This window comes from Sphaerisporangium sp. NBC_01403 (genome assembly GCF_045040145.1).
Lineage (GTDB): Bacteria > Actinomycetota > Actinomycetes > Streptosporangiales > Streptosporangiaceae > Sphaerisporangium > Sphaerisporangium viridialbum.
The window spans coordinates 1552896-1577467 of record NZ_CP109534.1; the positions used below are offsets into that span (position 1 = coordinate 1552896).

Annotated in this window: 25 protein-coding genes; 10 read left to right on the top strand and 15 right to left on the bottom strand. The window is 69.0% G+C overall.

Annotation, left to right across the window (positions count from 1 at the left end; all coding sequences use genetic code 11):
* Window positions 1-82 precede the first annotated feature (82 nt).
* Both OG589_RS06695 and cseB read right to left on the bottom strand, forming a co-directional pair.
* Window positions 83-1288: a sensor histidine kinase gene (locus OG589_RS06695; RefSeq protein ID WP_405147137.1), complete on the bottom strand. Its 1206-nt coding sequence runs from the start codon at window positions 1286-1288 to the stop codon at window positions 83-85.
* A complete protein-coding gene (cseB, locus tag OG589_RS06700; RefSeq protein WP_405147139.1) occupies window positions 1285-2019 on the bottom strand; it encodes a two-component system response regulator CseB in 735 nt (244 codons plus the stop codon). The genes OG589_RS06695 and cseB overlap by 4 nt, the downstream gene beginning before the upstream one ends.
* A gap of 510 nt (window positions 2020-2529) precedes the next feature.
* Between cseB and OG589_RS06705 the strand changes: the two genes are divergently transcribed.
* Window positions 2530-2913 carry a type II toxin-antitoxin system RelE/ParE family toxin gene (locus OG589_RS06705; RefSeq protein ID WP_405147140.1) on the top strand — a complete coding sequence of 128 codons (384 nt, stop codon included), beginning with the start codon at window positions 2530-2532 and terminating at the stop codon, window positions 2911-2913.
* Window positions 2914-3008: 95 nt separating this feature from the next.
* Window positions 3009-3248 (top strand): XRE family transcriptional regulator, encoded by a 240-nt coding sequence (locus tag OG589_RS06710; protein WP_405147142.1) that lies wholly within the window; start codon window positions 3009-3011, stop codon window positions 3246-3248.
* Between the two features lie 617 nt (window positions 3249-3865).
* Here the strand turns inward: OG589_RS06710 and OG589_RS06715 are convergent.
* The 5 genes from OG589_RS06715 to OG589_RS06735 all read right to left on the bottom strand — a co-directional run bounded on the left by OG589_RS06715 (window position 3866) and on the right by OG589_RS06735 (window position 7759).
* Complete coding sequence (locus OG589_RS06715; RefSeq protein WP_405147143.1) at window positions 3866-5152, bottom strand: cytochrome P450; 1287 nt, start codon at window positions 5150-5152, stop codon at window positions 3866-3868.
* Window positions 5149-5757: a GTP-binding protein gene (locus tag OG589_RS06720; RefSeq protein WP_405147144.1), complete on the bottom strand. Its 609-nt coding sequence runs from the start codon at window positions 5755-5757 to the stop codon at window positions 5149-5151. Before OG589_RS06720 ends, OG589_RS06715 begins: the two co-directional genes overlap by 4 nt.
* Window positions 5738-6097, bottom strand: coding sequence for a DUF742 domain-containing protein (locus OG589_RS06725; protein ID WP_405147145.1), 360 nt, complete (start codon window positions 6095-6097; stop codon window positions 5738-5740). Before OG589_RS06725 ends, OG589_RS06720 begins: the two co-directional genes overlap by 20 nt.
* Window positions 6094-6513: a roadblock/LC7 domain-containing protein gene (locus tag OG589_RS06730; protein WP_405147146.1), complete on the bottom strand. Its 420-nt coding sequence runs from the start codon at window positions 6511-6513 to the stop codon at window positions 6094-6096. Before OG589_RS06730 ends, OG589_RS06725 begins: the two co-directional genes overlap by 4 nt.
* 106 nt (window positions 6514-6619) lie before the next feature.
* Window positions 6620-7759, bottom strand: coding sequence for a sensor histidine kinase (locus tag OG589_RS06735; RefSeq protein ID WP_405147147.1), 1140 nt, complete (start codon window positions 7757-7759; stop codon window positions 6620-6622).
* A 602-nt stretch (window positions 7760-8361) separates the two neighbouring features.
* Between OG589_RS06735 and OG589_RS06740 the strand changes: the two genes are divergently transcribed.
* Window positions 8362-9576, top strand: a complete 1215-nt coding sequence (locus tag OG589_RS06740; RefSeq protein WP_405147149.1) for a phosphotransferase — start codon at window positions 8362-8364, stop codon at window positions 9574-9576.
* A 45-nt stretch (window positions 9577-9621) separates the two neighbouring features.
* Here the strand turns inward: OG589_RS06740 and OG589_RS06745 are convergent, their stop codons facing one another.
* Complete coding sequence (locus tag OG589_RS06745; protein ID WP_405147151.1) at window positions 9622-9759, bottom strand: hypothetical protein; 138 nt, start codon at window positions 9757-9759, stop codon at window positions 9622-9624.
* Between the two features lie 18 nt (window positions 9760-9777).
* On the opposite strand from OG589_RS06745, the gene OG589_RS06750 reads away from it, so the two are divergent.
* Window positions 9778-9921: a hypothetical protein gene (locus OG589_RS06750; RefSeq protein ID WP_405147153.1), complete on the top strand. Its 144-nt coding sequence runs from the start codon at window positions 9778-9780 to the stop codon at window positions 9919-9921.
* Window positions 9922-10025: 104 nt separating this feature from the next.
* Window positions 10026-10418 (top strand): hypothetical protein, encoded by a 393-nt coding sequence (locus tag OG589_RS06755; RefSeq protein ID WP_405147155.1) that lies wholly within the window; start codon window positions 10026-10028, stop codon window positions 10416-10418.
* Window positions 10419-10508: 90 nt separating this feature from the next.
* On the opposite strand, the gene OG589_RS06760 is transcribed toward OG589_RS06755, so the two are convergent.
* Together OG589_RS06760 and OG589_RS06765 are read right to left on the bottom strand one after the other, a co-directional pair.
* Window positions 10509-10721 (bottom strand): DUF397 domain-containing protein, encoded by a 213-nt coding sequence (locus OG589_RS06760; protein ID WP_405147156.1) that lies wholly within the window; start codon window positions 10719-10721, stop codon window positions 10509-10511.
* Window positions 10722-10777: 56 nt separating this feature from the next.
* A complete protein-coding gene (locus OG589_RS06765) occupies window positions 10778-11533 on the bottom strand; it encodes a GntR family transcriptional regulator (protein ID WP_405147158.1) in 756 nt (251 codons plus the stop codon).
* A 109-nt stretch (window positions 11534-11642) separates the two neighbouring features.
* Between OG589_RS06765 and OG589_RS06770 the strand changes: the two genes are divergently transcribed.
* Entirely contained in the window at window positions 11643-12017 is a 375-nt protein-coding gene (locus OG589_RS06770; RefSeq protein ID WP_405147159.1) for a hypothetical protein, read from the top strand.
* Between the two features lie 427 nt (window positions 12018-12444).
* Window positions 12445-12867, top strand: a complete 423-nt coding sequence (locus OG589_RS06775) for an ATP-binding protein (RefSeq protein ID WP_405147161.1) — start codon at window positions 12445-12447, stop codon at window positions 12865-12867.
* Between the two features lie 65 nt (window positions 12868-12932).
* On the opposite strand, the gene OG589_RS06780 is transcribed toward OG589_RS06775, so the two are convergent.
* Both OG589_RS06780 and OG589_RS06785 read right to left on the bottom strand, forming a co-directional pair.
* Complete coding sequence (locus tag OG589_RS06780; RefSeq protein WP_405147163.1) at window positions 12933-15857, bottom strand: M36 family metallopeptidase; 2925 nt, start codon at window positions 15855-15857, stop codon at window positions 12933-12935.
* Between the two features lie 297 nt (window positions 15858-16154).
* Window positions 16155-16931, bottom strand: a complete 777-nt coding sequence (locus OG589_RS06785) for a DUF72 domain-containing protein (RefSeq protein ID WP_405147165.1) — start codon at window positions 16929-16931, stop codon at window positions 16155-16157.
* Between the two features lie 282 nt (window positions 16932-17213).
* On the opposite strand from OG589_RS06785, the gene OG589_RS06790 reads away from it, so the two are divergent.
* Window positions 17214-18038, top strand: a complete 825-nt coding sequence (locus tag OG589_RS06790; protein WP_405147167.1) for a M55 family metallopeptidase — start codon at window positions 17214-17216, stop codon at window positions 18036-18038.
* Between the two features lie 131 nt (window positions 18039-18169).
* Window positions 18170-19897, top strand: coding sequence for a DUF885 domain-containing protein (locus tag OG589_RS06795; RefSeq protein WP_405147169.1), 1728 nt, complete (start codon window positions 18170-18172; stop codon window positions 19895-19897).
* 64 nt (window positions 19898-19961) lie between these two features.
* On the opposite strand, the gene OG589_RS06800 is transcribed toward OG589_RS06795, so the two are convergent.
* The gene (locus tag OG589_RS06800) at window positions 19962-21302 is read right to left on the bottom strand and encodes a nitroreductase/quinone reductase family protein (protein WP_405147171.1); all 1341 of its coding nucleotides are present in this window, start codon (window positions 21300-21302) and stop codon (window positions 19962-19964) included.
* Between the two features lie 609 nt (window positions 21303-21911).
* On the opposite strand from OG589_RS06800, the gene OG589_RS06805 reads away from it, so the two are divergent.
* Window positions 21912-22463 (top strand): EF-hand domain-containing protein, encoded by a 552-nt coding sequence (locus OG589_RS06805; protein WP_405147172.1) that lies wholly within the window; start codon window positions 21912-21914, stop codon window positions 22461-22463.
* A gap of 73 nt (window positions 22464-22536) precedes the next feature.
* Here OG589_RS06805 and OG589_RS06810 read toward each other — a convergent pair whose 3' ends face one another.
* Window positions 22537-22779 carry a hypothetical protein gene (locus OG589_RS06810; protein ID WP_405147174.1) on the bottom strand — a complete coding sequence of 81 codons (243 nt, stop codon included), beginning with the start codon at window positions 22777-22779 and terminating at the stop codon, window positions 22537-22539.
* A 182-nt stretch (window positions 22780-22961) separates the two neighbouring features.
* Window positions 22962-24527, bottom strand: a complete 1566-nt coding sequence (locus tag OG589_RS06815; RefSeq protein WP_405147176.1) for an aromatic amino acid ammonia-lyase — start codon at window positions 24525-24527, stop codon at window positions 22962-22964.
* Window positions 24528-24572 lie beyond the last annotated feature (45 nt).

A 24572-nucleotide genomic window follows, 5' to 3' on the forward strand; every position in this document is an offset into this window, starting at 1 on the left:
GTCGACCCTGCGGAAGCGGCTCATCAGCCGCCGCTCAGGTGCGTATCGGGCGTGTATCAGCGCCGGAGGTCGGGCGCGTATGTCAGCCCGGGAGGCGGAGCGTGACGATCGCGCCGCCGTCCGGGGCGTTGGCGAAGACGAGCTCGGCGCCGATCACCTGGGCCTGGCCGAGAGCGATGGTCAGGCCCAGACCGTGGCCCTGGCCGCGTTCGGCTCTGCCGGTGCGGAAGCGTTGCGGCCCGTCGGCCAGCAGGTCATCGGGAAAGCCCGGCCCGTGATCGCGGATCACGATCGTCCGGCCGCTCACGCCGACCTCCACCGGAGGCCGGCCATGCCGGTGCGCGTTGGCGACGAGGTTGGCGATGATCCGGTCCAGGCGGCGCGGGTCGGTGTCGGCCACGGGGTCGCCCTCCACCGTCAATCGGGCGGTGAGATCGAGGCGGCGCAGCGACTCGGCGGCGAGGCCACCGAGCGGCACGGGGTAGCGCTCGGCCTGCTCGGCCCCCGCGTCCAGGCGGGAGATCTCCAGCAGGTCCTCCACCAGCGACCGCAGTACGCCGACCCGGTCGCGAACCAGGTCGGTCGCCTCGCCGCCGGGCAGCAGCTCGGTCGCGGTGAGAAGCCCCATCAGCGGGGTGCGCAGATCGTGGGCGACGTCGGCGGTGAAGCGCTGTTCGGCGAGCAGCCGCCGCTGCAAGGTCGCCGCCATCGAGTCGACGGCCGCCGAGATGCCGGCGATCTCGTCACGGCCGCCCGCCTCGGTACGGGCGTTCAGGTCCCCGTCCGCGATGAGCCGTGCGGTGGCGGCCACCCGGCGCAGCCGCCGGTTCGGCAGCTCGGCGGCGAGCGCCGATACGGGCACGACGACGGCGAGCGCGGCCAGCGCGGCCTTCACCATGTTCCGGTCGAGGGCCTGCAGGCTCCTCAGCTCCGTTCCCATGTCGATCTTGGCGGTGACCACGTGGTCTCCCACCGGCCTGGCGGCCCACATCCAGGGCTCGCCAGGCCGTTCCTCGCCGTACCAGGTGACCGGTCCGGCGGACGTGAGCCGCTGCCGCAGCTCCTCAGGAAGCTCGGCCGGATCCTTCAGCGCGTCGGCCGGCGCCGTGCCGGTGCGCGCGTATTCGTCCGCCACCTGCGTGACGGTCTGCACCGCGGTGTCTTCCCCGATGTGGAGCGACCGGTCGAAGGTCGCCCGATGCACCAGCAACCCGACCACGGCCGCGACCGAGCAGGACGCCATGGCGACCAGTACGGCGATCTTCCACCGCAAGGAGGCCGGATTCATGAACGGCGCAGCTTGTAGCCGAAGCCGCGCACCGTCTCGATGCGCTCGGCGCCGATCTTCTTCCGCAGCCGCTGCACGCACAGGTCCACCACGCGGCTGTCGCCGTCCCAGCCGTAGTCCCACACGTCGCGCAGCAGCGTCCGGCGGTCCAGCACGAGCCCGGGGTGGGCGGCGAACTCGAGGAGTAGCCGCAGCTCGGTGGGGGCCAGCGCGAGGGGCCGTCCGGCCCGCCACACCTCAAGGGCGCCGCTGTCGATGGTCAGATCCCCGAAGGTGAGCGTGGACGTGCCGGCGCCCCCGATGCCGGCGGCGGCGCCGGTGGATTCCGGCTGCGGGGTGAAGGTGGCCCGCCGCAGCAGGGAGCGGATCCTGGCCACCAGCACGGGCATGTCGACCGGCTTGACGACGTAGTCGTCCGCGCCCGCCTCCAGGCCCGACACCACGTCCAGGGCGTCACCCCGCGCCGACATCATCAGGATCGGCACCATGCTGGATTCCCTGACCTTGCGGCACAGGCCGATGCCGTCCAGGCCGGGCAGCATGACGTCCAGCAGCAGCAGGTCGTGCCCGCCGTCCTGGAAGGACTCCAGGCCGCTCAGGCCGTCACCGGCGGTGGACAGGCGGTAACCGTAGCGCTCCAGCGCCATGCCCACCGTCTTGCGGATCACCTCGTCGTCCTCCACCAGTAACACCGTGATGGGCGACGAGGCGTCCGGGATCGTTCCCGCCACTAGAGCGCCACCACCCGGGTCGGGCCGGTGGTGCCGTGCTCGGCGGTGATGGGCCCGGGTCGGCGAGGATTCACAGGTTGGGATGCCACGCTGTACTTTACGGCCGCCTGTCCGCGCACTTCACCGCTTGGGCTTCCAGTCCAGCTCGTTATTCAGCGCCTGGCCGACACTTCGGCGGCCTCCCGACAGAGTCACGGAGAACCGTTCGTCGGTCAGCATCAGTCGCAGGGTGTTCCCGATCCAGTTGGCCGTGGTGTCGTCATCACCAAGATCAGATCCTGGGCGTAGGGGATGAGGGTTTCGGGAGCCAGTGTCCAGCCGGCCTTGAGGCGGATCGCGGACGGCCCTGGCGATCCCGGCGCCATGGGAGTACGAGACGTGTTGGCTCGCCTTCGGCTGTCAGGAAGCTGACCCCGATGAGGCGTACTTCACCTCTTCACTGAGCTCTGGACGTGCTTCTTTGGTCAGAAAGGTACCTTCTTGCTGCCAACTTAATGCCAGGGTTAAGCTATGGATGGGGCTGGATGGGAGGTCGTTCTGGTTGCCGAGGTCGCCGATTGGTACGACCAGTTGTGCGTAGCCGACTGGGACAGCGCCGAGCAAGTCGAGGACGCTATCGACATGCTGTCAAGGGTCGGACCAACCCTTGGCCGACCGCTGGTCGATCGCATCAAAGGAGCGGACAACCATCACCTGAAGGAGTTGCGGCCTGGTTCGTCGAAAGGGAGTGAGATCCGCATCCTGTTCTCGTTCGATCCGATTCGCCGGGCAGTGCTCCTGGTCGCAGGAGACAAGGCCGGCAACTGGGACCGTTGGTATGACATGAACGTACCGCTGGCGGAGAAGCGCTACGCCGCACATGTGGCCGAGCTGGCTAGCAGGGAGTATGAATGAGCGCGGCGAACTGGGACGAGGTGAAGCAGCGGGCCCGAGAGCGGCGCCGGGCTTCAGGACTACCGTTGCGGTCGGACTCCGAGAAGGAGGCCGCGATGGAAAAGCTCGCGGCGGAAGTCCGAGCGCACAAGCTCGCGGAGATCAGGCGTGAGCAAGACCTGACCCAACGCGACGTCGCCGCCACCATGGGAGTCTCCGGTCCAAGGGTCTCAGCCATCGAGCACGGAGAGGTCGATCGCGTAGAGGTGGCGACCTTGCGGTCCTACGTCGAGGCTCTCGGCGGGCGGCTTCGTGTGGTTGCGGACTTTGGTGACGTCGAATACACGGTCGCATAACTGGTACGAGGAGAAGCCCTCGGCAACGAGACCAAGGGCTTCTCGTGCATCTGGAGTGGTCAAAGTCGAACTCGCCCTTCTTCGCTCCGTCGATGAAGGCCTCCCAGGCACCGGCACTCACCACGAGGGGCGCCTTCTATGGAGCCTCGGTATCCCGTAGGCCAACCCGTCCGCCGGACAGCGGGGCCACTTCCAGGCATCGACACCCGCTGGTGTGGCGACATCACCTCATGGGAGAGCCACCCAGTTCCGTGAGGAGCCGACACCCGAGCCCGCCCTGACCCAGTGGCTCGCTCACCCGAAAAGTAGTCGGCCATGTCCAGGGCGGCGGCGTTCGTCACGCTGTCGATCGGTACCGGCCTCGTCTCGCCGTTCATGCCAAGGCGGCCCATGTCGGCCACCTCGATGCCGATCATCACTCGTCCTCGTACCCCGGGATGTCCGCCGGGGTACGGCTCACCCGCCACCCTCGGCGCGGGCCGGCTCGGCGAACCGTACGGCGTCGCGCACGGCGGTGCCGCCCGGGGCGTTGTCAGACGGTTCCAGGAGAGGACATTCAGCGGCGGGTCGTCCGGCCGGGGCGGAAGCCGTGGTCGAGGGCGGACGCGGTGGCTTGGCTATCCCCTTCCCACGACGAACCCGGGGGTGAACTCGACCGGCAGGGCGGACAGGCCGCGCATCTGTATGGACGTCCGCCATACCAGTGAGTCGGCGGCCACCGCCAGCATCACGTCCGGGAGCCGGTCCAGGAGCACCTCGACGGCTGTGTGGGCGATGACCTCGGCGAGTTCCGGCGCCGGGTGCGGGCATCCGTGCTCGCCGTGGCCGAAGGACATGTGCGCGTGGTTCCCGGCGGAGCCGCCGTACAGGTCCGGCCGGACCTGCGGATCGGAGTTCGCGGCGGCCAGGCCGAGAATGAGCGCGTCGCCGGCCCGGATGCGCTGACCGCCCAACTGGGTGTCGTGAACCGCCCAGCGGCCCAGGCTGTTCTGACTGGGCGAGTCCTCCCACAGCACTTCGTTCAGCGCCTGGCCGACGCTGCGGCGGCCGCCCGACAGAGTCACGGAGAACCGTTCGTCGGTCAGCATCAGTCGCAGGGTGTTCCCGATCCAGTTGGCCGTCGTGTCCTGACCCGCGGTCATCACCAGGATCAGATCCTGGATGAGTTCCTCGTCGGCGAGCGCCGCGGAGTGCGCCATCAGACGTGAGGGTATGTCCGGGCCGGGGTGTTGGCGCTTGCTGTCCAGTAACCGCTGCATGGTGGCGTGAACCCGCTGATAGGCCTCCATCGCGCCCTCTCCGCCGTTCAGCGTCGCGCTCACATCCCATACCAGGCGTGGCGCCTCGGATTCGGGCAGGCCGAACATCGTGGCGACGACCAGCAGAGGCATCGGGTGAGCGTACTGGGCCATCAGGTCGGCCACGCCGCTGCCGGTGAACGCGTCGATCAGGCTGTCGGCGATCCGCTCGCACTGGGATCTCAACTCGAACTGATCGACGGCGGTAAGGGCATCACTGACGGCCCCGGCACGCCGCTGGTGCTCGGATCCCTCGCTGAACAGCATGGAGGGCTGGTAGCCGACGTACGCCATCAGCGGCCAGTCGGGCGGGATGCGATCCCAGGCGTTCCAGCGGCGGGAGTCGCGGGCGAAGAGCACGGGATTGCTGAGGACCTGGCGGAGCTCGCGGTATCCGATCACGAGCCACGCGGGTACGTCGCCCTCAAGCAGGACCGGGACGACCTGCCCATGTCGCTGCCTCATCTCCCGGTATAGCTGAGCCGGATTCTGGTGGAACCGGGTTCCGTGCAACGCCATGGCTCCCGCATGGGCCGGGTAACCCGCCGGCGCCGGCGAGGCGGGGAACCACGAGGCCGAGTCGGGTGAGTGGTCGCTGTTCGTCATGGGGTCCCCTCCCGGGCGGAGGACAGGGCGAAGAGGTGGTTGACGAGGGTGATCAGCACGGTCTTGCTGGACTCACGACGGCGAGCGTCGCATTCGATCAGCGGGACGTCGTCGGAGAGGGACAACGCCTCCCGTACTTGTCCCAGGGGGTGCACCGGTTCGCCGAAGTTGTTGCGGGCGACGATGAACGGCATTCCGTGGTGCTCGAGGCGGTCGATGGCGTACCAGGAGTCGGACAGGCGACGGGTGTCCACAAGGACGACCGCCCCCAGAGACCCCGAGAACAGCCGGTCCCACAGGAACCAGAACCGTTCCTGGCCCGGAGCTCCGAACAGGTACAGCACCATCTGCTCGTTCAGGCTGATGCGGCCGAAGTCGAAGGCCACCGTGGTCGTGGTCTTGGCCTCCACCCCGGTCGCGTCATCGATCCCTACGCCCGCGCCCGTCATGGTCTCTTCGGTGCTCAGCGGGCGGATCTCGCTGACAGAGCGGACCATGGTCGTCTTGCCCACACCGAACCCGCCGACGATCACGATCTTGAGTCCGGTGTTGGCCGTGCTTCGTAACGGCGTGTGCGCTGATTGCTCAGAGCTTCTGAAGTCCAACAAGCACCTGCTTCAGGAGTTCGGGATCGGGCAGTTGAGCCTTGGCGGGAGCCGAGGGCGGATGGCGGGCGGTGATGCGCCCGGCGTCGAGCAGGTCACACAGCAGGATCTTCACGACGCTCACCGGCAGTCGCAGCTCCGAGGAGATCTCCACCACCGCCTTCGGGCGGCGGCACATCCGGAGGATGTTGAAATGCTCGGACTGCATGCCCGGCGTTGGATCGCTTTCGCTCACGATCAGCGTGACCAGGTCCATGACGCTCTCGCCCGCGCGGCTGCGCCCGCCGGTGACGGTGTACAACCGGTCCGGGTTCTCGCCGTCGACTCGCCGCGAGGTCATAGCGGTCGGCTACTCTGCTGGGGCGTGCGTGGTGGGGCGGTCAGATACTCGCCGATCTGCTCGATCAGCTCATTCATGTTGTGCCCGATGATGCCGGGGTCCGCGTCATCGCTCGCCACGACGGCGAGATGGGCTCCCTCTCCCGCTTCCACGATGAACAGAAGCCCGCCGTGGAACTCCGTCATGGACTGCCGCAGCCCGCCGGTGCCATCACCGAACTCGATGGACGCGCCGTGAGACAGGCTCTGGATGCCCGAGGCGATGGCGGCCAGCTGGTCAGCCCGGTCCACGCTCAGCCCGTACGTGTGGGAAAGCTTGAGGCCGTCCTTCGACAGCACCAAGGCGTGCCGGGTCTGCGGCGTCCTCTGCAGGAGGTTCTCCAGCAACCAGGCGAGGTCGCGGTCTGAGGTTCTCATCGGGATTCTGGGGCGGTGATCCGGGCATTGATGCCAGAAGGACGGCCCCACCCTCCAATCTGTTGTCTTGTCCTATCCGGTCCGGCGGCGAGAATCGAGGTCGCGGTCACCGTGTGCCGTCTTCTGGGGGAGAAGAAGTACCGCTGCCGGTGCCGCCTCCCCGGCTGGCCTGGCGGAAGGCCCTGAACCTCGCTCCGGAATCGGAGTGGGGCTGCACGGGTTTCGCCGTCGGTGCGGCCGCGGGGGTGGAGGTCGGGGATGCCGCCGCGAGCGTCTGCCCGCGGTGGCGCTTGGGCAACCCGTGCGGTTCGCCGCCCGCAGGAGCCGCAGGAGGCGCGGAGGCCGGGCGCGCGGGGCGCGGGGTGGACGGGCTTGTCCGGCCCGGCTCCTCCAGGCGGGGGATCGGCGCGGACTGCACGATCAACTTCGGCGGGATCATGACCACCACTCCGGTTCCTCCGCGCGAGGACGGCCTGAAGGAGACCGTCAGGCCGTGCTTGCGAGCCAGGCAGCCCACCACGGCCAGGCCAAGCCGCGTACCGGACAGTGTGGTCAGGTCCAGCGGTTCGGAGGAGACGGCCATCTGGGCGCGGCTCAGCGCGGCGGCGCTCATGACGAGACCGCAGTCCTCGACAGTGATCACGATTCCCGCGCTCACCTCTTCCACGTACACATGCACCTCCTCGGATGGAGGCGAGAACCTGGTGGCGTTGTCCATCAGTTCGGCGAGGGCGTGCATGACGCCTTCGGCGGCGTACCCGGCGACCGCGACGGTGCTGGCCGAGTGCACCCGCACCCGCTGGTAGGCGCTGATGCGACCCACCGCGCCACGCAGGATGCTCTCCATGACGATCGGCTTGGTCCAGCGCCGACCGGAGCGCGCGCCGGTCAGTACGGCGATGCTGTCCGCCAGACGGCCCGCCTGCGCGGTGCTGTGGTCCAATTTCAGCAGATCCCCGAGAACTTCCTCATTGTGTCGGTCCTCCATCTCTCGCAGATCGGCGAGCATGCTGGTCGCCAGCGCCTGAACTCGGCCCGCGGCGTTGGCGCAGGCCGACATCGCCGCCGCGCGCATGCGCTCTCCCTTGCCGACCTCCTGTGCCAGCGTCCACAGGACGCGCTGGTGGGTTCTGTCGGCGGGCTTCGGTATCTCGGAGAGCGCGGTGTCAGCCGACGCCCCATCGCGCAACCGGTTCACCAAAGCGGGAAGCGTGTAGTCGGCCAGCCGGGCGCTGTCCGCGTCCATCGCCGCGAGACGGTCTCGGAGCTGACGCGCTTGCTGTGTCCCGTATGCCGCGACCGTGGCGGCGACGCACAACAGGACGGCCGCGGCCCCGAGGCACCAAGCCACGAATGGCCGCTCCGTAGCCGGCGCTTCGGCCACCGCCCACAGACACGCACCCCCCGTGATGATCACAGCGGCCGACAGCACGAGTAGGGCCTGACCTATCGGCGGGCGCCCCACCTGACGGCGAATAGGTATTTGTACTGACAAATCGGTTCCTCGTCGGCGGTTGGTGGCAGAGGGCGAGCCGCCCCGGGTTTGGTAGAGGCCGGGTTGCGTGGTTGTGCGACCTTCGAGCGGGAGATCGCCATCGCCTTCGGGATCGCATCGGGCGTCGTAGCTCCAGGAGACTTCCAGGGCCGGTAATACGGCCCGGGTAAGCTGCCGGGCCGGTGATCTTCGGCCTGGCGCTGCCGGATGTGCCGGGATCGGTGTCCCGCTTCGGAGGGGACCTCCGTTCCGATGGATGCAGGGTGGCTGAGAGCTTTTCAATCCGGCATACTCCACATGAAGCAAGATCCATTGTCAAATTTCGGCAGTTTGGGATCAAGGAGATCATTCATTTGGATACCGGTGCGCGTACTGACAGCCCAGGCCTGGCGGTGGCCAAGGGAATCGTGCGATACAACGGCCACGCTCTGCGGGAGCAGCTCACCCGGCAACGTGCGACCTGCTTGACGGACGTGCCGGTACGGACGAGGGAGGTCACCCGCGAATGGCTGACCGCCGTCATGTGCGGCGAGCACCCCGGAGCCGCGGTCGAGTCGTATGACCTGGAAGACGTGAGCAACGGCACTTCAAGCCGCTGGCGAGCGGCGGTGACCTACAACCAGGCCGGTCGCGACGCCGGCCTGCCCACGGCCGTCTTCGCCAAGACCAGCCGGAGCTGGACTCAGCGCCTCCTGCTGGGGATGGCCGACGTGCTGACGGGTGAGCCGGGGTTCTACAAGTACATCCGGCCCCATCTGGAGATCGAGGCGCCGCACGGCTACCACGGAGCCGTCGACCCGGCGTCAGGGCGCTCGATCGCGCTGATGGAGGACATCGTCGCCACCAAGAGCGTGACCTTCTGTACGCCTCAGACGCCCATCTCGCGCGAGGAGATGAAGGACCTGCTCGCCAGCATGGCGGTCTGGCATGGGCAGTACTGGAACAGTCCCGAGTTGGATCGCCACTCGTTCTTGCGGAAGACACCGCAAACGTTCATCGGCAACCTTGACAAGTTCGCCGGGCTGAAGAAGCGCGCCAGGGTCGGCGTACAGCGCGCCAAGGCGGTGATGCCCGAAGCCATAGTGCACCTCCACGAGGACCTCTACCGAGCGCTCTGGCGTTCGCTGGAGTTGTCCGCTGAAGGCCCCCTGACCCTCCTGCATGGCGACTCGCACATCAGCAACTTCTACAAGACCCAGTCTGGCCGGATGGGGTTCGGCGACTGGCAGGTCGTCATGCGCGGCACCTGGGCCTACGACGTGTCGTACACGATCGCGACCGGACTGGCCGTGGAGGACCGGCGAAACTGGGAACGTGACCTGCTGGCCTTCTACCTGGAGCGGCTCAGCGCGGCCGGGGTCACGGCGCCGGACTTCGACGCCGCGTGGCTCGCCTACCGCCAGCAGATGTTCTGGTCCTACTTCGGCTGGCTGCTCTCCATCGGACGCAGCGCGATGCAGCCCAAGTTCCAGCCCGACTCGACCAGTCTCGGCATCCTGGAACGCGCGTCGAACGCCATCCTGGACTTGGACACGCTCGGCGCGGTCACCGGCACGAAGTCCGAGTAGGTCCGCCGCGGAAACCGCCTGGGCGGCGGAGGAGTCCAGGGAACCCTAGGTGGGGACTCCGGCTTCTGGAACGCCAGCGGGGGTGCGGCTCACCGGCCAGCCCTCGGCGCGGGCCAGTTCGGCGAAGCGTGCGGCGTTGCGCACGGCCGCGCCGCCCGGGTCGTTGTTGAAGTAGACGTACACGTCGCATTCCCTGTCTGCTTGGAGCAGCTCACCAGCGCGATCTACCTCGACAAGCGCGACGACCTCGACCGCTATCAGGCCGTCATGGAGCGCCTGTGCATAGACGCCGTCCCGGTCTCCGACACCAAGAAGGCCTTGACCAGAATCCTCGCCGAGATCTGACCCGCCGCCGCGGGGCCGCTCCCCTCCTGATGACCGGAGGGGACGCTACTCCGCGGAGATGCCGATGACCTCCACTTCCACGCCAGCGGCGGGCGGCGATCCTAGTGATCGGCGGCGACTTCCGGCGAGCCCTGCCCGAGTTCGACCGACTCGCCGACGCCTACGCACGGGTCGCGGGACCGGGCGACATCGAGACTCTGGAGTGCCGGCGACAGGCCGCCTACTGCCGCGCCGAACTCGGGCAGGGCGCGGCGGCGCTTCAGGAACTGCGGCAGGTGCTGGCACGGTTCCAGGCGGAGAAGGGCGACGGAGACGAGACAGTGCTCGACCTGCGGCGCGACATCGGTTCCCTACTCGCCGCCGAAGGACAGGTGGAGGATGCGGTGGCCGTCCTCCAGCCCCTGCACGAGGATCTTGCTGTCCTCTACGGCCCTGGTCATCACCGCACCTTGGAGGTGGGAGACCTGCTGGCTCGTCTTCGTATTCCAGGAAGCTGACCCCCGATGGGGTGATTCGTAGGTCCTAAATGCCACATCGGGAAACCCATGGCGGTGGCCGATGGGCTCCCCATGCGTCCGAAATGGGGGCTAGAAGTCGAACTCTCCCTTCTTCGCCCCGTCGATGAAGGCATCCCAGACGCTCGCGCTCACCACGAACGGCGCCTTCTCAGGTGCCTCGGTGTCCCGCACCCCGACTCGTCCGCCGGACAGCGGAGCCACTTCCAGGCAGTCGCCGCCGTTCGATCCACTCCTGGTGGCCTTGCGCCAGGCCGCCGCCTTCAGCTCATCGCTCAGCTCCATGCTGTCCGCACCTCTCTGGTCGACTCGCTGAACACGTTCGGCAGGGTAAATGCCGTTTATTGAGGTTTGTCCCAGATCGAGGTGCCGTACACCACCTGGTGCCGGTCGACGGGGATCACGATGTCGGCGGTCTCGACCGGGCGCGCGTCCGCGTAATACGTGCGCTCGATGGAGAGCACGATCGCTCCCGGCGCGATGTCGAGCGCTGAGGCCTCCTCGGCGAGCACCTGACGAGCTGAGACCACCTCGGCCGCGTGCGTGATGTTCACCCCTATTTGCCGCATGCGTTCCACCACTCCACGGCCGGCGTGGGGGCCGTCCTCGGGCAGCACGATCGGTGTGCCGCGTGTCAACGCGAGTGGCTCCCAGCTGCTACTGAGCTGCACGGGTTCGCCGTCACCGCGGAACACGTACTTGGTGAACATCACATCGGGCTCGTCCCCCTCCGGCCGGGGTATCGCAAGGCGCTCGCGCACATCGGCCTGCGCGCGAGAAGTACGACTCTCGTAGTCCCACGACCCGATCTGCGCGTAGTCGGTCATCGACTGGGCGAACGGACTGCCGCCGACCGCGTTCCGATGCCAGTTGCGGACGAGTCGGCGCCGCTGTGGCCGTGCGCGGACGTAGGTTCCCGATCCCGTCCGCGCGACCGCCAGACCTTCGGTGACCAGCAAGCCCAAGGCGTCGGATGCCGTGTTGCGCGCCACTCCGTACACCTTGGCGATCTCGGGCGACGAAGGCAGCCGGTCTCCTTCGGCGAGCTCGCCGGAAAGGATGCGAGCCCGTAGCTCGTCGGCGATATGTACGTACACAGGCCGATCGGTTTCGTGATCCACCCGAATAGCTTGACGGGTTGCCTATGCAGGTTGCAAGCTGTGCATGAAGCTTATAAACCTGCCTAGGAAGCATGGCGATAATCTCATGATCGAGCCGTTCCAGCAGTCATTGCCGGGTGAACCGGCGGCTGTCGACGCCGCGTGCGCCTGGATGAGCGCCATCATCGGCAGTGTCCAGCCTGACCAGGCAGAACTCGCCGTACGGATCACGAGAGAACTGATGGCCGGCGCCATACGGCACACCTCTGCATCGGAGAAGCTGCACCTTCGTGTCATTCCCTTGGCGACGAATCTCGTCATCGAGATTCGTGATCCGGGCGCTCCAGCCCCTGATGGCACCGCCCATACCTCGTGGGCCGACCTCTCCCAGGAAGTCGCCGAGTTCGGCAGCAAGCAGATCGCGGGCCAAGGACACATCGCCTGGGTTCTTCTCCCCCCGAGACGGGCTTCGCATGACTGACCGCGATACCAGGACGGGACAGCGCGGACGGCACCGGCGGAGCGGGACCGTGATTCGCGTTCGCCCGAGGCGCTGGGATCCGGCAGAGAGGGCCGCCGCGCGGCAGTTGGATCAGTTGGAGCCGGCCTGGGCCGTCTGGTACGGGCTCGGTGCGCGCCGCTTCTACGCCGCCGCCGTCTGGCCCGCGTCCGAACCCCTGATCGTTCAGGCCGGCACTGCGTCCGAGTTGCGCGACCGCATGCGGGAGGCCGAGGTGGGCGACCTGGTACGTGAGGCCGAGCGGCGCGACCTTGTGCTCCAGGCCGAGCGGTCCGCATGGGCGCGTCGCCCACGGCCACCAACGGCGCTCGTGCCCCGTGAAGCCTTGCCCGCGCGGCCGGTGCCGCGTGCCCCCCTGCCAACGCCGCACCCACCCCGAGGAGCGAAGATGCCGGACAGCACGCCGGACGGCGCGCGTACCGTCTGCTGGGATCTGCCCCGCGACCTGTCGATGATCGGCAAGACCCGGAGCATGGTGAGCGAGATACTCGTTGCCTGGGCTCTCCAGTCCTTCGCCGATGATGTGATCTTGGTGGTGGGGGAGTTGCTGGCCAACGCGAGCACCTACGGCGAACCCCCGGTCAGGCTTTCCCTGTCGGCCGAGGCCGAAGGGTTGTGCGTCCAGGTCACCGACCACGGTCGCGACCAGCCCCGCCGCCTGGACCTCGGCATCGAGGCCGTCCACGGCCGAGGCCTGACGATCGTGGAGGCGCTCGCCCACGAATGCGGCGCCACCCCGCTTCCCAATGGCCCCGGCAAGACCGTCTGGGCCCGATGGCACCTTCCCACCTCAAGCCGCGGCTCCCGATGAAGAGGTGCTGGTCAGCTCGTCGCGAGCTGACCAGCACCTCAGGTGGCGTTCGTGTGAACGACGGGTCAGCGGGAGAACGCCTGGAACTCGGCGGCCCGGATCTGACCGGCGAGCGGGGCGGCGGTGGCGCAGTCGGTGGCGGAGTTGGGATCGTTGTCCTGCTCGCCCGCGTACAGCGGGTTGCCGGTGCACTGGCTGGACACCGTGCGCAGCATCAGGTGGGTCGCGAGCGTCCGGTGGACATCGAACGATTTGATGATCAGGTCGCCACCTCGCGGACGCGGGAGGCTGGTGGCGAAGGCATCCTTACGGCTGGTGTAGATGTTGGTGTAGTTCGCGGGGTTCGCGCAGTCGGTGCCAGAGGTCGCGTCACACGCCAGAACCTCGAAGGCGCGTAGCGCGGTGAACCGGTTCTGCGGCGTCGAACCGGGGTCGGCGGGATCGTTGATGCCGGGCCGCAGCATGGCGCTGACCTGAACCCTGCGGATCTTTTCGGCCTTGGTGCCCGCCAGATCGACCATGACCGAGCGGCCGGCGACCGGAGCGGTGAGCGATGCCCAGTTCGTTGCCTCCGTCTCGTCGATCAGCTTGTCCTGGTTCACCCCGTCGCCGGTCGCCGTCGCGCCCGCCGCGGCAGAGGCGAGGTTGCGGAACATCTCCACGGGCAGGTCTGTGGCCCGGTCTTTCCGGTCCTTCTTGACCTTGAACTCGAACCTCTTGTGGCCGAACCCGGGGGCCACCGCGACGAACGAGTACTCTCCGGGCACGATCTCGAAGGTCGCGCCGAGCTCGGTGGCCGGGTCGGTGTCCGCGATCGGGACCGCACGGGCCTCGTAGTCGCCCACGTAGAGGCGGATGGGCGCGTCGGCGGCTTCGCCCTCGGGGCGCAGGGTCACCGTGGTGTTGCCGCCGTCCGGGGAGGCGAAGCCGGGCTTCGGGTCGGGGTCGGCGGTCCCGTTGCTGGCCGCTGCCGCACCGAGGCCGTGCTCGGCGAACGCCTTCCACATGATGTCCTGGTTCGCACCGCCGAAGCGGACCCTGTCCGCCGCGAGCATCGCGTCCCTCATGTCCACCATGCTGAGGTTGCCCGCGGTCGTGAGCAGGAAGGCGTCGAAGTGCAACTGGATCCACCGCCGGTTGCCCGGGCAGTCGTCGAGCGGCTTCCGGCCTTCGGCGCAGGCCCGCTGATCCTTGGCCGAGCCCTTGCCGTACCTGTGGATGAAGGCGTCCCGCACGTCGAACTGGGTCGCCGACCAGATCTCACCGTCGGCGTGCACCTGCTGTCCGACCAGGTCGTAGGCGATGTCGCTGTAGTTCAGCGGCGACTTCGACATGTCGTAGTTGCGGATGCCCCGTTCCGCGTCGCCGGTGACGTAGCCGCCGGTCACGTACGGCGTGTCGCCACGCGGGCGGAAACCGTTCTCGAAGAGGTACTCCATGGCGAACAGGTCGGAGATGCTCTCGCCCATCGCGCCGGCCTGGGCCCCGCTGAGCCCCGAGTTCGGCCCGGCCACCATGCGGTTCGAGATGGCATGGGTGTACTCGTGCCCGATTACCGACATGTCGTAGTCACCGTCGACGCACGGCGCGTAGAACGCCCCGGCCTGCGGCTGCCACAGGTACATGTTCGAGATGGGGGCGACGCCGTCCCCAGGGGTGATCTGGTTGGCGTTGTTGCGGATCGACAGGACCCTGGCACCGGCCTGGGCGTTGCCCCGCTCCGGGTCGCCGCCGAGCCCGCCGCGCTCACCGTTGCTCACCTGCATGTTCCAGGCGGTCTCGGTGAAGCCCAGGCGGTACGACCAGTCGTGCATGCGGTTGTGCATCGCGTGCAGATTGCTGATCGCCGCCTCGAGGTCGGCCTCGCCCGGTTGGTCGAACGCGGCCGGGTCGCACTTGGCGTTGAACCACTGGTTCTGCCACGGGAAGTTGTAGTTGCGGCTCGAGGTGATCACGTTGCTGCGAGTACCGACCGATCCGGAAGAACCGCTGGCGCGGTTCTCGACCGTGCGCGCCGCGTTGCCGAAGCTCGTGTACGTCGGCGTGCCCGTGGTGTGATCGATGTCCCAGGCCTTGCCGGCGGCCGGGTCGCCGGCGACGACGGGGTCGCACCCCGGCCCGGGGGTGAAACACCATTTCTGCCGCGTGTCGGTGGAGGAGTAGTCCGCCGGGGGATTGGCCGGGAAGGCCGACCATGTCGGATTCTCAGGGTCGAAGTGATCGACCAGGTTCTCCGTGATCAGGATGTCACCGCTGACCGCGTCGACGTAGGTGGTGTAGGCCGCCGGCTCCTCCTCATGCCCCTGCTCGATCAGCGTGACCTGGAAGGCGCGGTGCACGCCGTCAGCGGCGGGTACCGCGACCTCCTCCACCTGCTTGGTCGAGGCGGCGCTGAGGTCGATCTCCGCGTCGCGTGCGGCGATCTCCAGTGCCTGCTGCTCCGTGATGACCGCGGCCGGCGGTGCGCTCGTGGCCCGTGACAGCGTCGAGGAGGCGTGCAGGACCTTGCCGTCGGTCACGCCGACCGCCACCAGGCCGTCGTAGCCGGCGGGCAGGCCGCCGAACTTCTGCCGCAGGAGCACGGCATGCCCCTTGCCGATCGGATTGACCGCGACCGTCTCCAGTGCGTCGACGGCTTCGGCCCGCAGGCCGAAGAGGTCTGTGTTGGCCTTCAGATAGGCACGGGCGGCCTGTACGGGATCGGCGGCAAGCCCTTCGGCGAGCGGCTCTTCCGAGGTGACGAGTGCGGGGGTGCCGAGGTCATTCCATCGGAGGGTCCCCTTGGCCGGTGTTTTGGCGGAGCGCGGGGGTGCTACTCGGCCCTTCCTGTTGTCCTTATCCGGTTTGCCGTGTCCATCGCCGTGGACGACCGGGAGTTTCCGCGGCTCACGGCGCTGCTCGCCCTGGGCGACCCCGGCGAAGGAAAGGGCGAGCGAGGCTGCGGCAACCGCAGTGACGATGATGCGTAATGGGGGAAGAGACGACGACACGCTGCTTGCCTCCTGAACTGGGAGACGTGGCTCCGTTGGCCGCGTCCCACCTGATGAGACAGTGGTAACACCACCCAGCAAGCGTGACAAGATCTTGTAAAGTCGTAAAAATAGGCATATATAGGACCGTGCGTCGCTCCACCTGGGCGCCCCATCAACCGCAGTGGCAGGCGGCCGGTCGGAGCCAGGTACAGCAGGGTGATCGTGGATGTCATCCAGGCTTGCCGTCGCCGCTGGAGCATCCCGAGGCAGGAGCCGGCGGTGAGCCCGCCCTGAGGCCCGTCGCCCGGGATCCGATCACAGGTCCTCGTCCTCGGGGATGTCCGACGGGGTGCGGCTCACCGGCCAGCCCTTGGCGCGGGCCAGTTCGGCGAAGCGTACGGCGTTGCGCACGGCCGCGCCGCCCGGATCGTTGTTGAAGTAGACGTACACGTCGCACCCCGTGTCCCAGGCCTCGCCGACGCGGTGCAGCCAGGACCGCAGCGACGCGTCGCCGTACGAGGGCCACGGGCTGGCGCGGCCCTGGTGGAAGCGCATGTAGCCCCATCCGGCGGTCCGCCACAGGGGACTGCACGGCCGGCCGAGGACGTCCGCCCAGCACAGGGTGGCACCGTGCGACGTGAGCACGTCCCGGACGGTGTCGGTCCACCAGGAGGGGTGCCGCGGCTCGACGGCCACGCGCACGTGGCGGGGGAAGCAGCGCAGGCACGCGTCGAGCCGGTCGGGATCGGCCCGCAGGGTCGGCGGGAGCTGGAGCAGGATGGGCCCGAGCTTCGGCCCGAGGCCCTCCGCCGCGCCCATCAGCCGCTGGACCGGCTCCTCGGGATCCTTCAGCCGCTTGATGTGGGTCAGGAAGCGGCTGGCCTTGACCGCCATGACGAAGTGGTCCGGGGTCCGCTCGCGCCAGCTCTCGAACGTCTCGCGGGGCGGCAGCCGGTAGAAGGCGTTGTTGTTCTCCACCGTGTCGAAGCACTCGGCGTATCGCTCAAGCCACACGCGCTGCGGCAGGCCGGGGGGATACAGCACTCCGCGCCAGTGGATGTACTGCCACCCCGACGTCCCGACGAGCAACATGAGAGCTCACGCCCCCCGACCCCATGTCCATGGCCTGCGTATGGCCAGGATGCATGCCCGCTCCGGCGCGCACCACACCGGGTCGTCCGCCCGGGTCGGTTGAGCATGACTTTGATCGCCTCCCGGGAGGCCATCGCGGCGTAGCCCTGGTCCACGTTTCCTTCCCACGGCGATGGAGATCCTCGCCCGCGGCGGTTTCGCGCTGGACGCGGTAAAGGCCGGACTACGACGGTGCGAGGACAATCTGGACCATTACGTCGAGTTCCATCCGAGGAGCGTGCTGTGAAGATCTTCATTTCTTCCGACATGGAGGGCACCGCCGGAGTCGTCGACTGGGACCAATGCGTCATCGGGGGGTCCCAGTACCCTTACTACACCGAACTGCTGACCGGGGAGATCAACGCCGCCATCGAGGGCGCGATGCGGGCCGGCGCCACCGAGTTCCTGGTCAACGACGCGCATTCGAAGATGGCCAACCTCAAACCGGACGCGCTCGCCGGGCGGGCCGGCTATCTGTCCGGCCGGTACAAGCCGATGTACATGATGCAGGGTCTCGACGCGAGCTACGACGCCATCTTCTTGGTGTCCTATCACGGCTCGATGGGCAGCAGGGGTTCGGTCCTGTCGCACACCTACTTCCCGATGGCGTTCGCCGAGGTCACCATCAACGGCGTCGTCGCGGGCGAGGCCGGCATCAACTCGCTGGTCGCCGCCGCCTACCAGGTGCCGATCGTGCTGGTCACCGGCGACGCGACGACCGCCGAGGAGACCGAGCGGTTCTGCCCGGGGATCAAAGCCGCGGTGGTGAAGAGGTCCGTCTCGCGGTTCTCGGCCGAAGCGCTGCATCCGGCGGCGGCGAGGGACCTGATCCGCGAGCGGGCGCGGTCGGCCATCGAGGATCTGCCCACCGCGATGCCTGCGGCCGTCAGCCTTCCCGCCACCTTGAACATCTCCTTCCGCAGCAGCGACTACTGCGAGCTGGCCGGCAGGATCGCCGGCGTCGAGCGAACCGGTGACCTGTCGGCGAGCATCACCGGCGACGACCCGCTGCAGATCTATCAGACATTCATCACTGTCGTGCTGCTCTGCCGTGGTCTCGTCGAGTGAAAATCGGCGACGGTCCCGGGTTCTCCGACAGCGAGATCATCGCCGTGCCCGGCGGCAATATCCTCAGGGCGCTTGAGAGAATCTTGGCCTGACCATGATCGAGTCGGGGACGACAGAAGCGAGGACCAGTGATGGCTGACAACAAGCCCGCAGCCGAGGCGACCGTCGAGCCGGATGACCGGCTCGCCCGGCTCAGCGCGGAGTTCTTCCAGGTGAAGCACGCGGCCGACCCGTTCAGCGCCACGCTGCTCGGCGTCTCGGGCTTCGACGGCCTGGTGCCGGACCCGAGCCGCGCCGGCACCGCCGCCGAGGCCGCGAAGGTGGCCGGCATCGAGCGGCGGCTGGACGACATCGACCCCGCCGGCCTGAACCCGGCCGACCGGATCAACCACGCGGTGCTGGGCAGCCTCGCCTGGGGCGTGCGCTCCGATCTTGAGCACGCGCAGTGGGAGACGGGAGCGTCCGCGTCCGGCTACTCCTCGCCGCAGGCGATGATGTTCATGGCGGTCCCCGCCGCGTCCCTCACCGACGCCGAGGCCGTCGAGCGGTACATCCAGCGGCTGACCGCCCTGCCTCCGTTCCTCGACGCGGTCCTCGACCGCCACCGGCTGGCCAAGGCGGACGGGCGCGTCCCGACCCGCGTCGGGGTCGGCCAGGCCATCGACCAGCTCAACGGGCACCTCTCGCTGAGCCTGGCCGACGACACCTTCGTCAGCCCGCCGCTGCCGGGCGACGTCGACGAGGCTCGGGTCAGGGCCCGCGTGTCCGAGATCGTGACGGGGTCCGTCCGCCCGGCGCTGCGGCGCCTGCTCGCGGGCCTGGAGGAAGAGCTGCTGCCGGTGGCCCGTCCCGACGACCGGGTGGGCATCCGGTTCGTCCCGGGCGGCGAGGAGGGCTATCGCAACGCGGTCCGGCGGCACACCACCACCGACCTCACTCCGGACGAGATCCACCAGATCGGCCTCGACTGCCTGGCGGACCTGCGGGAGCAGTGGGCCGAGCTGGGCGGCCGGGCGCTCGGCACGAGCGACGTGGGGGAGATCCTCTCCCGGCTGCGGGACGACCGCTCCCTGCGGTTCAGTGCCGGATCCGAGATCGTCGACATGGTCTCCGACGCCCTGCGCCGCGCGGAGGAGGCCCGCGACGACTGGTTCCCCGCGTACGACATCGCCGGCTGCGTCATCGAGGAGATCAACCCGATCGAGGCGGGCAGCGCCGCGCTCGCGCACTACCGGCCGCCGGCGGGCGACGGATCGCGTCCCGGCGCCCACTGCGTGCTGACGACCGACCCGCAGGAGCGGTTCGTCTACGAGTACGAGGCGCTGGCGTTCCACGAGAGCTCGCCCGGGCATCACTTGCAGATCGCCTCCGCGCAGAAGCTGACGGACCTGCCGGAGTACCGGCGCTACCTGGACGCCGAGGTGTGCGGCTACGTCGAGGGCTGGGGCCTGTACAGCGAGCGGCTGGCCGACGAGATGGGCCTCTACACCTCCGACATATCGCGATTTGGGATGCTCTCGTTCGACGCGCTGCGGGCCTGCCGCCTGGTGGTCGACACCGGCATACACCACCTAGGCTGGTCGCGGCAGCAGGCGATGCGGTTCATGTGGGACAACACCGCCACCACGCAGGCCAACGTCCGCAACGAGATCGACCGGTACATCTCCTGGCCGGGCCAGGCGCTGGCGTACATGATCGGCCGTCGCGAGATCGGCCGCCTGCGCACCCTCGCCCAGGACCGCCTCGGATCCCGGTTCGACATCCGGGCCTTCCACGGGACGGTGCTCGGCAACGGCGCGGTGCCGCTCGGCGTCCTCGAACAGATCGTGACCGCCTGGATCGGCACGGTGCCCGCCTGACCTTCCACCGGCGACGTCGGCGGACATGGACGAGGTCGTGCCTCATCGCGTGTCCGCGGACCTGTCAATCTCCGGTGGGTAGTGCGGAGTCCGGCCCTTCGGTGGGGCGCTGCCGCGTCTCACCGATCCATTCCGCGACGCGGTGGAGCAGGGTGGTGGCGACCGGGAGCGGCCGATCGGAGAGCACGGTCGCGTGGAAGGCGTGCGGCATGCCCTCGTAGACGTCGAGGGAGACCGTCCCTCCGGCGGCGGAGACGGCCTCGGCGAACCGGCGCGCGTCGTCGAGCAGCACCTCCTTCGAGCCCACCGCCAGCAGCAGCGGCGGCAGCCCGTCCAGCCGGCCGTGCAGGGGGGACTGAGGAGCCTGATCCGGCCGCGCGCCGGCCAGGTACTGGGTGGCGACGTGGTCCAGCACGGCCCGGCTGACGACATCCTCGCCGTCGTTGGCCTCGATGGAAGGGCTGGACAGGGTGAGATCGGTCTGCGGGGAGATGGCCAGCGCCGCGTGGGGAAGGGGGACTCCGGCCTCCTTGAGTACGAGCAGCGCGGACAGCACCAGCGTGCCGCCGGCGGACTCACCGGACAGGATGATCCGTGAGGCGGGCACGTTCTGGTCGAGCAGGCTCCGGTAGACGGCCACGACGTCGTCCAGTGCGGCGGGATACCGGTGGGCGGGGGCGAGCCGGTAGTCCACACGGAGGACGGGGCGGCCGGTCACCCGCGACAGCCGGTACGCCATGATCTGTTCGAGCTCGGGGTCGGTGAACTGGAATCCACCCCCGTGGACGTAGATCGTCACGCCCGTCTCGGCCGCCGGGTGGTGGGGCGCGGTGACCCAGGAGCCCGCGACGCCGCCGGTGTCCGGCAGGACGGGCGTGAGGTCGGCGTCGGCGGGCAGGCGGGGACGGTGAGTCCGCATGGCGCCCATCTCCGCCAGAACCGCCGAGCTTTCCTCGGCCGTGGCCGGGATGTGGGTGAGGTTCACAGGGTGCGGCGCGTCGAGGGGGGTGAGGGCGATCACGGGGATGACCCGGCCCGCCCTCGCCTGGTAGGCGGACCATCCTGGGTCCGCCTCGGCCGCGCGGGCGAAGAGCAGGTCCCGTTCCTCGCCTTCCAGGACGGCCGCCTCGGCCTCGTAGGTCCTCTGGCCGTCCTCCACGGTGACGCGCGGGTTCGCGAGAAGGTTGTGGTACCAGGCAGGGTTGGCCGGGGCGCCCCCGGCGGAGGCGATGACGAGCGTCCGCCCGCCGTCCGGCAGGCAGGCGAGCGGCGTGACGTGCCGTACGCCGGTCCGTGCTCCGGTGGTCGTCAGGAGGAGCAGCCGGGCTCCTTCGAAAGGTCCGCCCACCTTTCCTCGGTTGGCGCGGAACTCCTGGATGATCTGCTGGTTGAAGTCGCTGGGCATGCTCTGCTCGCTCCTGGGCGTGGAAGGTCCGCGCACGTACGCGGAGGTGGGGGTACGACTGCGATTCGGGCGGCGCGAAGCCGTCGCACGCCGATCCGGCCCGGGTGGGAAGAGCTCGATGGGCACGCGTGACGGCGGACCTCGGCGGGTCACCGATCCGTCGGATCACGAGACGCGTCACTGGTCGTCTCGGGAAAGGGGTCGCGTGCGAACGTGGCGCTCGGCACCACGGGGCGCGGGGGCGACGCGAAGGCGTCTACGCGGTCAGGCGCGGCCTGTGAAGTGTGAACTCACGACATCATCCCCCTGCTTGGCTGCCTCCATGCCGTCGTCGTCCTCCCGGCCGACGGCACGCGACATGCCGATCATTACAGTTCCACGCCCCCGGCGATGTCAAGCCCTCTCGCACGCGCTGCCGTCACGTGTGATGGCCTCACGTCCGCCGAGGACCATGTCGCCGGTGGGCGCGTACTGTCATCAATGGTAAGCAATGCGTAACCTTGGTGGGATGTGAGTTGACCCGAGTGGCCACTGTTGCCTGGCGTAGCGGGTCGGCCACCCTGGAGCCGCGCTTTCTCGTCCACGCACGACCTGCCGGAAGGATGAACCGTGGCAAGCGGGTTCCAGAGAAGCAAGATCGCCGGAGTGTTCGACGCCATGGACGCCGACGGTGACGGTCTCCTGCGGGAACAGGACTTCGCCGCGCTGGCCGGACGATGGGCCGCGATCCAGGGCGCGGCGCCCGGCTCGGCGGACCACACCCGGCTCACCTCGATCATGATGGGCTGGTGGACCGCCCTGCTGGAGGCCTCCGACCTCGACCGCGACGACAAGGTCACGCTGGAGGAGGTCCTGCTGGTCGTCGACCAGTTGGAGGCCAGGTCTGCGGCGGTCATCGGGACCGCCGAGGCGATGTTCCAGGCCATCGACAAGGACGGCGACGGGCGCATCTCCCCGGCCGAGTATCACCAGCTCATCGAGGCCTGGAACGGCCGCGCCACCGACACCGGCGAGATCTTCCCCCTGCTCGGCCCCGACGGCGACGGTTATCTCTCACGCGACCGCTTCACCCGGCTGTGGACGGAGTTCTGGGCCGGCGACGACCCGGACGCCCCCGGCACCTGGATCTTCGGCCGCTTCGCGCTCCCCATGCCGTCCTAGCCGGGACCCGTTGGCAGGTCGCGATGACGCCTGATCGCCCGCGTGCGGTGCGGTGACCACCGGCGGATCGCGGCTATCGCAGCCACCGCCAGCGAGGGGAGGACTGCTTGCACCGGTACCGCTTTCCGGTCACCTTGGCGATGCCGACCTTGCCGTGCGCGGCGGCCGAGCAGAACGCCCCGGGAGTCACGCACTCCCAGTGCTGGCTCACCTGGTGGACACGGCACGCGGCGGCGTCGGCCGTACCTGCGGCGACGGGGGCGACGAGCAGGCCGCCGGCGAGGACGGTGGCGGAGAGAATGGCGCGGAGGCGCAAGATGGCTCCCTTGCGGTGGAAGTGGGACAAAGGGGTGACGTGTTGCGCCTGAGGCCGGTTGTCTCCCTGTCCGCATCCGGACAGCAGAGCCGCTCGCCCACCTTGCCGCGCAGGCTCTTCCGATGACGCCGTCAGATCTCCGGGAGGAGTGACGCTGTCAAATCTCCGGCAGAGTGACGCGGTCAGACGCCGGCGAGGGTGTCGAGAAGCATGCCGGCGGTTTCGACGTCCTCGCTCAGGGAGCGGTCCTCGGTGCGAGGGTCGAGCCGGGGGGCCGCCGCCGCGAAGGCTGTGCCGATGGGTGTGGACGGGTCGGGGGTGATGCCGCGCCGGCGTAGCGCCCGCACCACCGTCACGAGCTCGCAGGCCAGCACCAGCCGATAGGCGGTGGCCGCCTGGAGCGTCTGCCGCGCCGACTGGGCCGCGAAGCTCGCGTGCTCCTCCACGCCCCGCGACAGCACGGCGTGGCCGAGCGCGGCCGGGTACGCGGCGTTGCGCAACTGGGCCAGCGCGGAGTTCGCGGAGTACTCAAGGATCATCACGCCCGAGCTCGCGGCGGCGCCCTCGGCGAGGAAGGGACGCAGCCCGGTGAACGCGGGCTCCACCAGGGTGGCGAGGCGGGCGGCCGACAGGTGCGCGGTGTGGAGCAGCGCCACCCTCAGATGGTCGAGCGTGAGGCCGAGGGTCGCCTGGTGGAAGCCCCCGTGGTGGTGGACCGTGCCGGTGCCGGCGGAGATCAGCGGGTTCTCCGAAGCCGAGTTGATCTCGACGTCCAGGACGCGTTCGAGGGCGGTCGCGGCCTCGACGGCGGGGCCGTGGACCTGCGGGAAGCAGCGGTAGCCGAAGGGGTCCTGCACCCGGGGCGTGGGCACCGCCCGCTCGTCGCCGAGTGGCGGTGAAGCCGCCACGCACGACTCTCGCGGACCACTGTGGCCTGCCCCCGCCTCCGCTGCTTCCACACCCGCTGTCTCTGCCACCACTGTTCCCGGCCCGCCCAGCAGGCGGCGCATCTCGGTGGCCACCGCGATGTTGCCGGGGTGGGGGCGGCCGGCGTGTACCTGGGTGTCGTACGGCTCTCTGCTTCCGTCGACCGCGAGCAGGGACAGGGCGGTGACCACCTGGGTGGCCCGCAGCAGGGTCGTGATCTCCGACCAGCCGAGCACGGCCTGGCCGATGGTCAGGGCGCTGCTGCTGCAGAAGGCCAGCGCGTCCCCGGTCTCCAGCCTGATCGGTTCGGGCGGGGCCGCGTGGCCGCCGGTCCACGGGCGCTCGCCGATGAGGGTGAGCCCGGCCTCTGCCAGCGCGGTGAGGTCTCCTGTGCCGATCGCCCCGATCTCGTGGATCTCGGGTAAGTGCCCGGAGTTGAGCGCCTGGGCCAGCGCCTCGGCGAAGACGGGCTGGAGCCCGGCGCCACCGGCCAGGATCTGGTTCGCGCGGACGGCGAGCATCGCGCGTACCTGGGGAGCCGGCACGAGCGGGCCGATTCCGCCGGCGTGGCTGCGCAGCAGGCGGAGCCCGTGGGTGTCGGTGTCGGCGGCCTCGACGTCTTCGGTGCGGTTGGCGCCGACCCCGGTGTTACGCCCGTAGACGGGCCGTCGTTCGGCGAGCTCCGCGGCGGCCTTGTGGGCGGCGGCGGCGCGGTCGAGCCCTTCGGCGGCAAGGGAGACCGGGGCATCGGCGCATGCGATGTCCGTGATGTCCGCCGGACGGGTTCGGGTCCCGTCCAGGGTGATCGTCCGCGACGTCATCAGAGAGCCCCTTATCAAGCACTTTACTCGGCTTTTCGCCCGGAC

Excerpts from the sequence above, each read along its gene's own strand:
- OG589_RS06735 (WP_405147147.1), bottom strand. The coding sequence starts at position 7,759 with ATGGACGCGGACAGCGCCCGGCTGGCCGACTACACGCTTCCCGCTTTG.
- OG589_RS06770 (WP_405147159.1), top strand. The coding sequence starts at position 11,643 with ATGATCGAGCCGTTCCAGCAGTCATTGCCGGGTGAACCGGCGGCTGTC.
- OG589_RS06705 (WP_405147140.1), top strand. The coding sequence starts at position 2,530 with ATGGATGGGGCTGGATGGGAGGTCGTTCTGGTTGCCGAGGTCGCCGAT.
- OG589_RS06695 (WP_405147137.1), bottom strand. The coding sequence starts at position 1,288 with ATGAATCCGGCCTCCTTGCGGTGGAAGATCGCCGTACTGGTCGCCATG.
- OG589_RS06710 (WP_405147142.1), top strand. The coding sequence starts at position 3,009 with ATGGAAAAGCTCGCGGCGGAAGTCCGAGCGCACAAGCTCGCGGAGATC.
- OG589_RS06800 (WP_405147171.1), bottom strand. The coding sequence starts at position 21,302 with ATGCCCAGCGACTTCAACCAGCAGATCATCCAGGAGTTCCGCGCCAAC.
- OG589_RS06730 (WP_405147146.1), bottom strand. The coding sequence starts at position 6,513 with ATGAGAACCTCAGACCGCGACCTCGCCTGGTTGCTGGAGAACCTCCTG.
- OG589_RS06815 (WP_405147176.1), bottom strand. The coding sequence starts at position 24,527 with ATGACGTCGCGGACGATCACCCTGGACGGGACCCGAACCCGTCCGGCG.
- OG589_RS06715 (WP_405147143.1), bottom strand. The coding sequence starts at position 5,152 with ATGACGAACAGCGACCACTCACCCGACTCGGCCTCGTGGTTCCCCGCC.
- OG589_RS06785 (WP_405147165.1), bottom strand. The coding sequence starts at position 16,931 with ATGTTGCTCGTCGGGACGTCGGGGTGGCAGTACATCCACTGGCGCGGA.
- OG589_RS06775 (WP_405147161.1), top strand. The coding sequence starts at position 12,445 with ATGCCGGACAGCACGCCGGACGGCGCGCGTACCGTCTGCTGGGATCTG.
- OG589_RS06725 (WP_405147145.1), bottom strand. The coding sequence starts at position 6,097 with ATGACCTCGCGGCGAGTCGACGGCGAGAACCCGGACCGGTTGTACACC.
- OG589_RS06795 (WP_405147169.1), top strand. The coding sequence starts at position 18,170 with ATGGCTGACAACAAGCCCGCAGCCGAGGCGACCGTCGAGCCGGATGAC.
- OG589_RS06760 (WP_405147156.1), bottom strand. The coding sequence starts at position 10,721 with ATGGAGCTGAGCGATGAGCTGAAGGCGGCGGCCTGGCGCAAGGCCACC.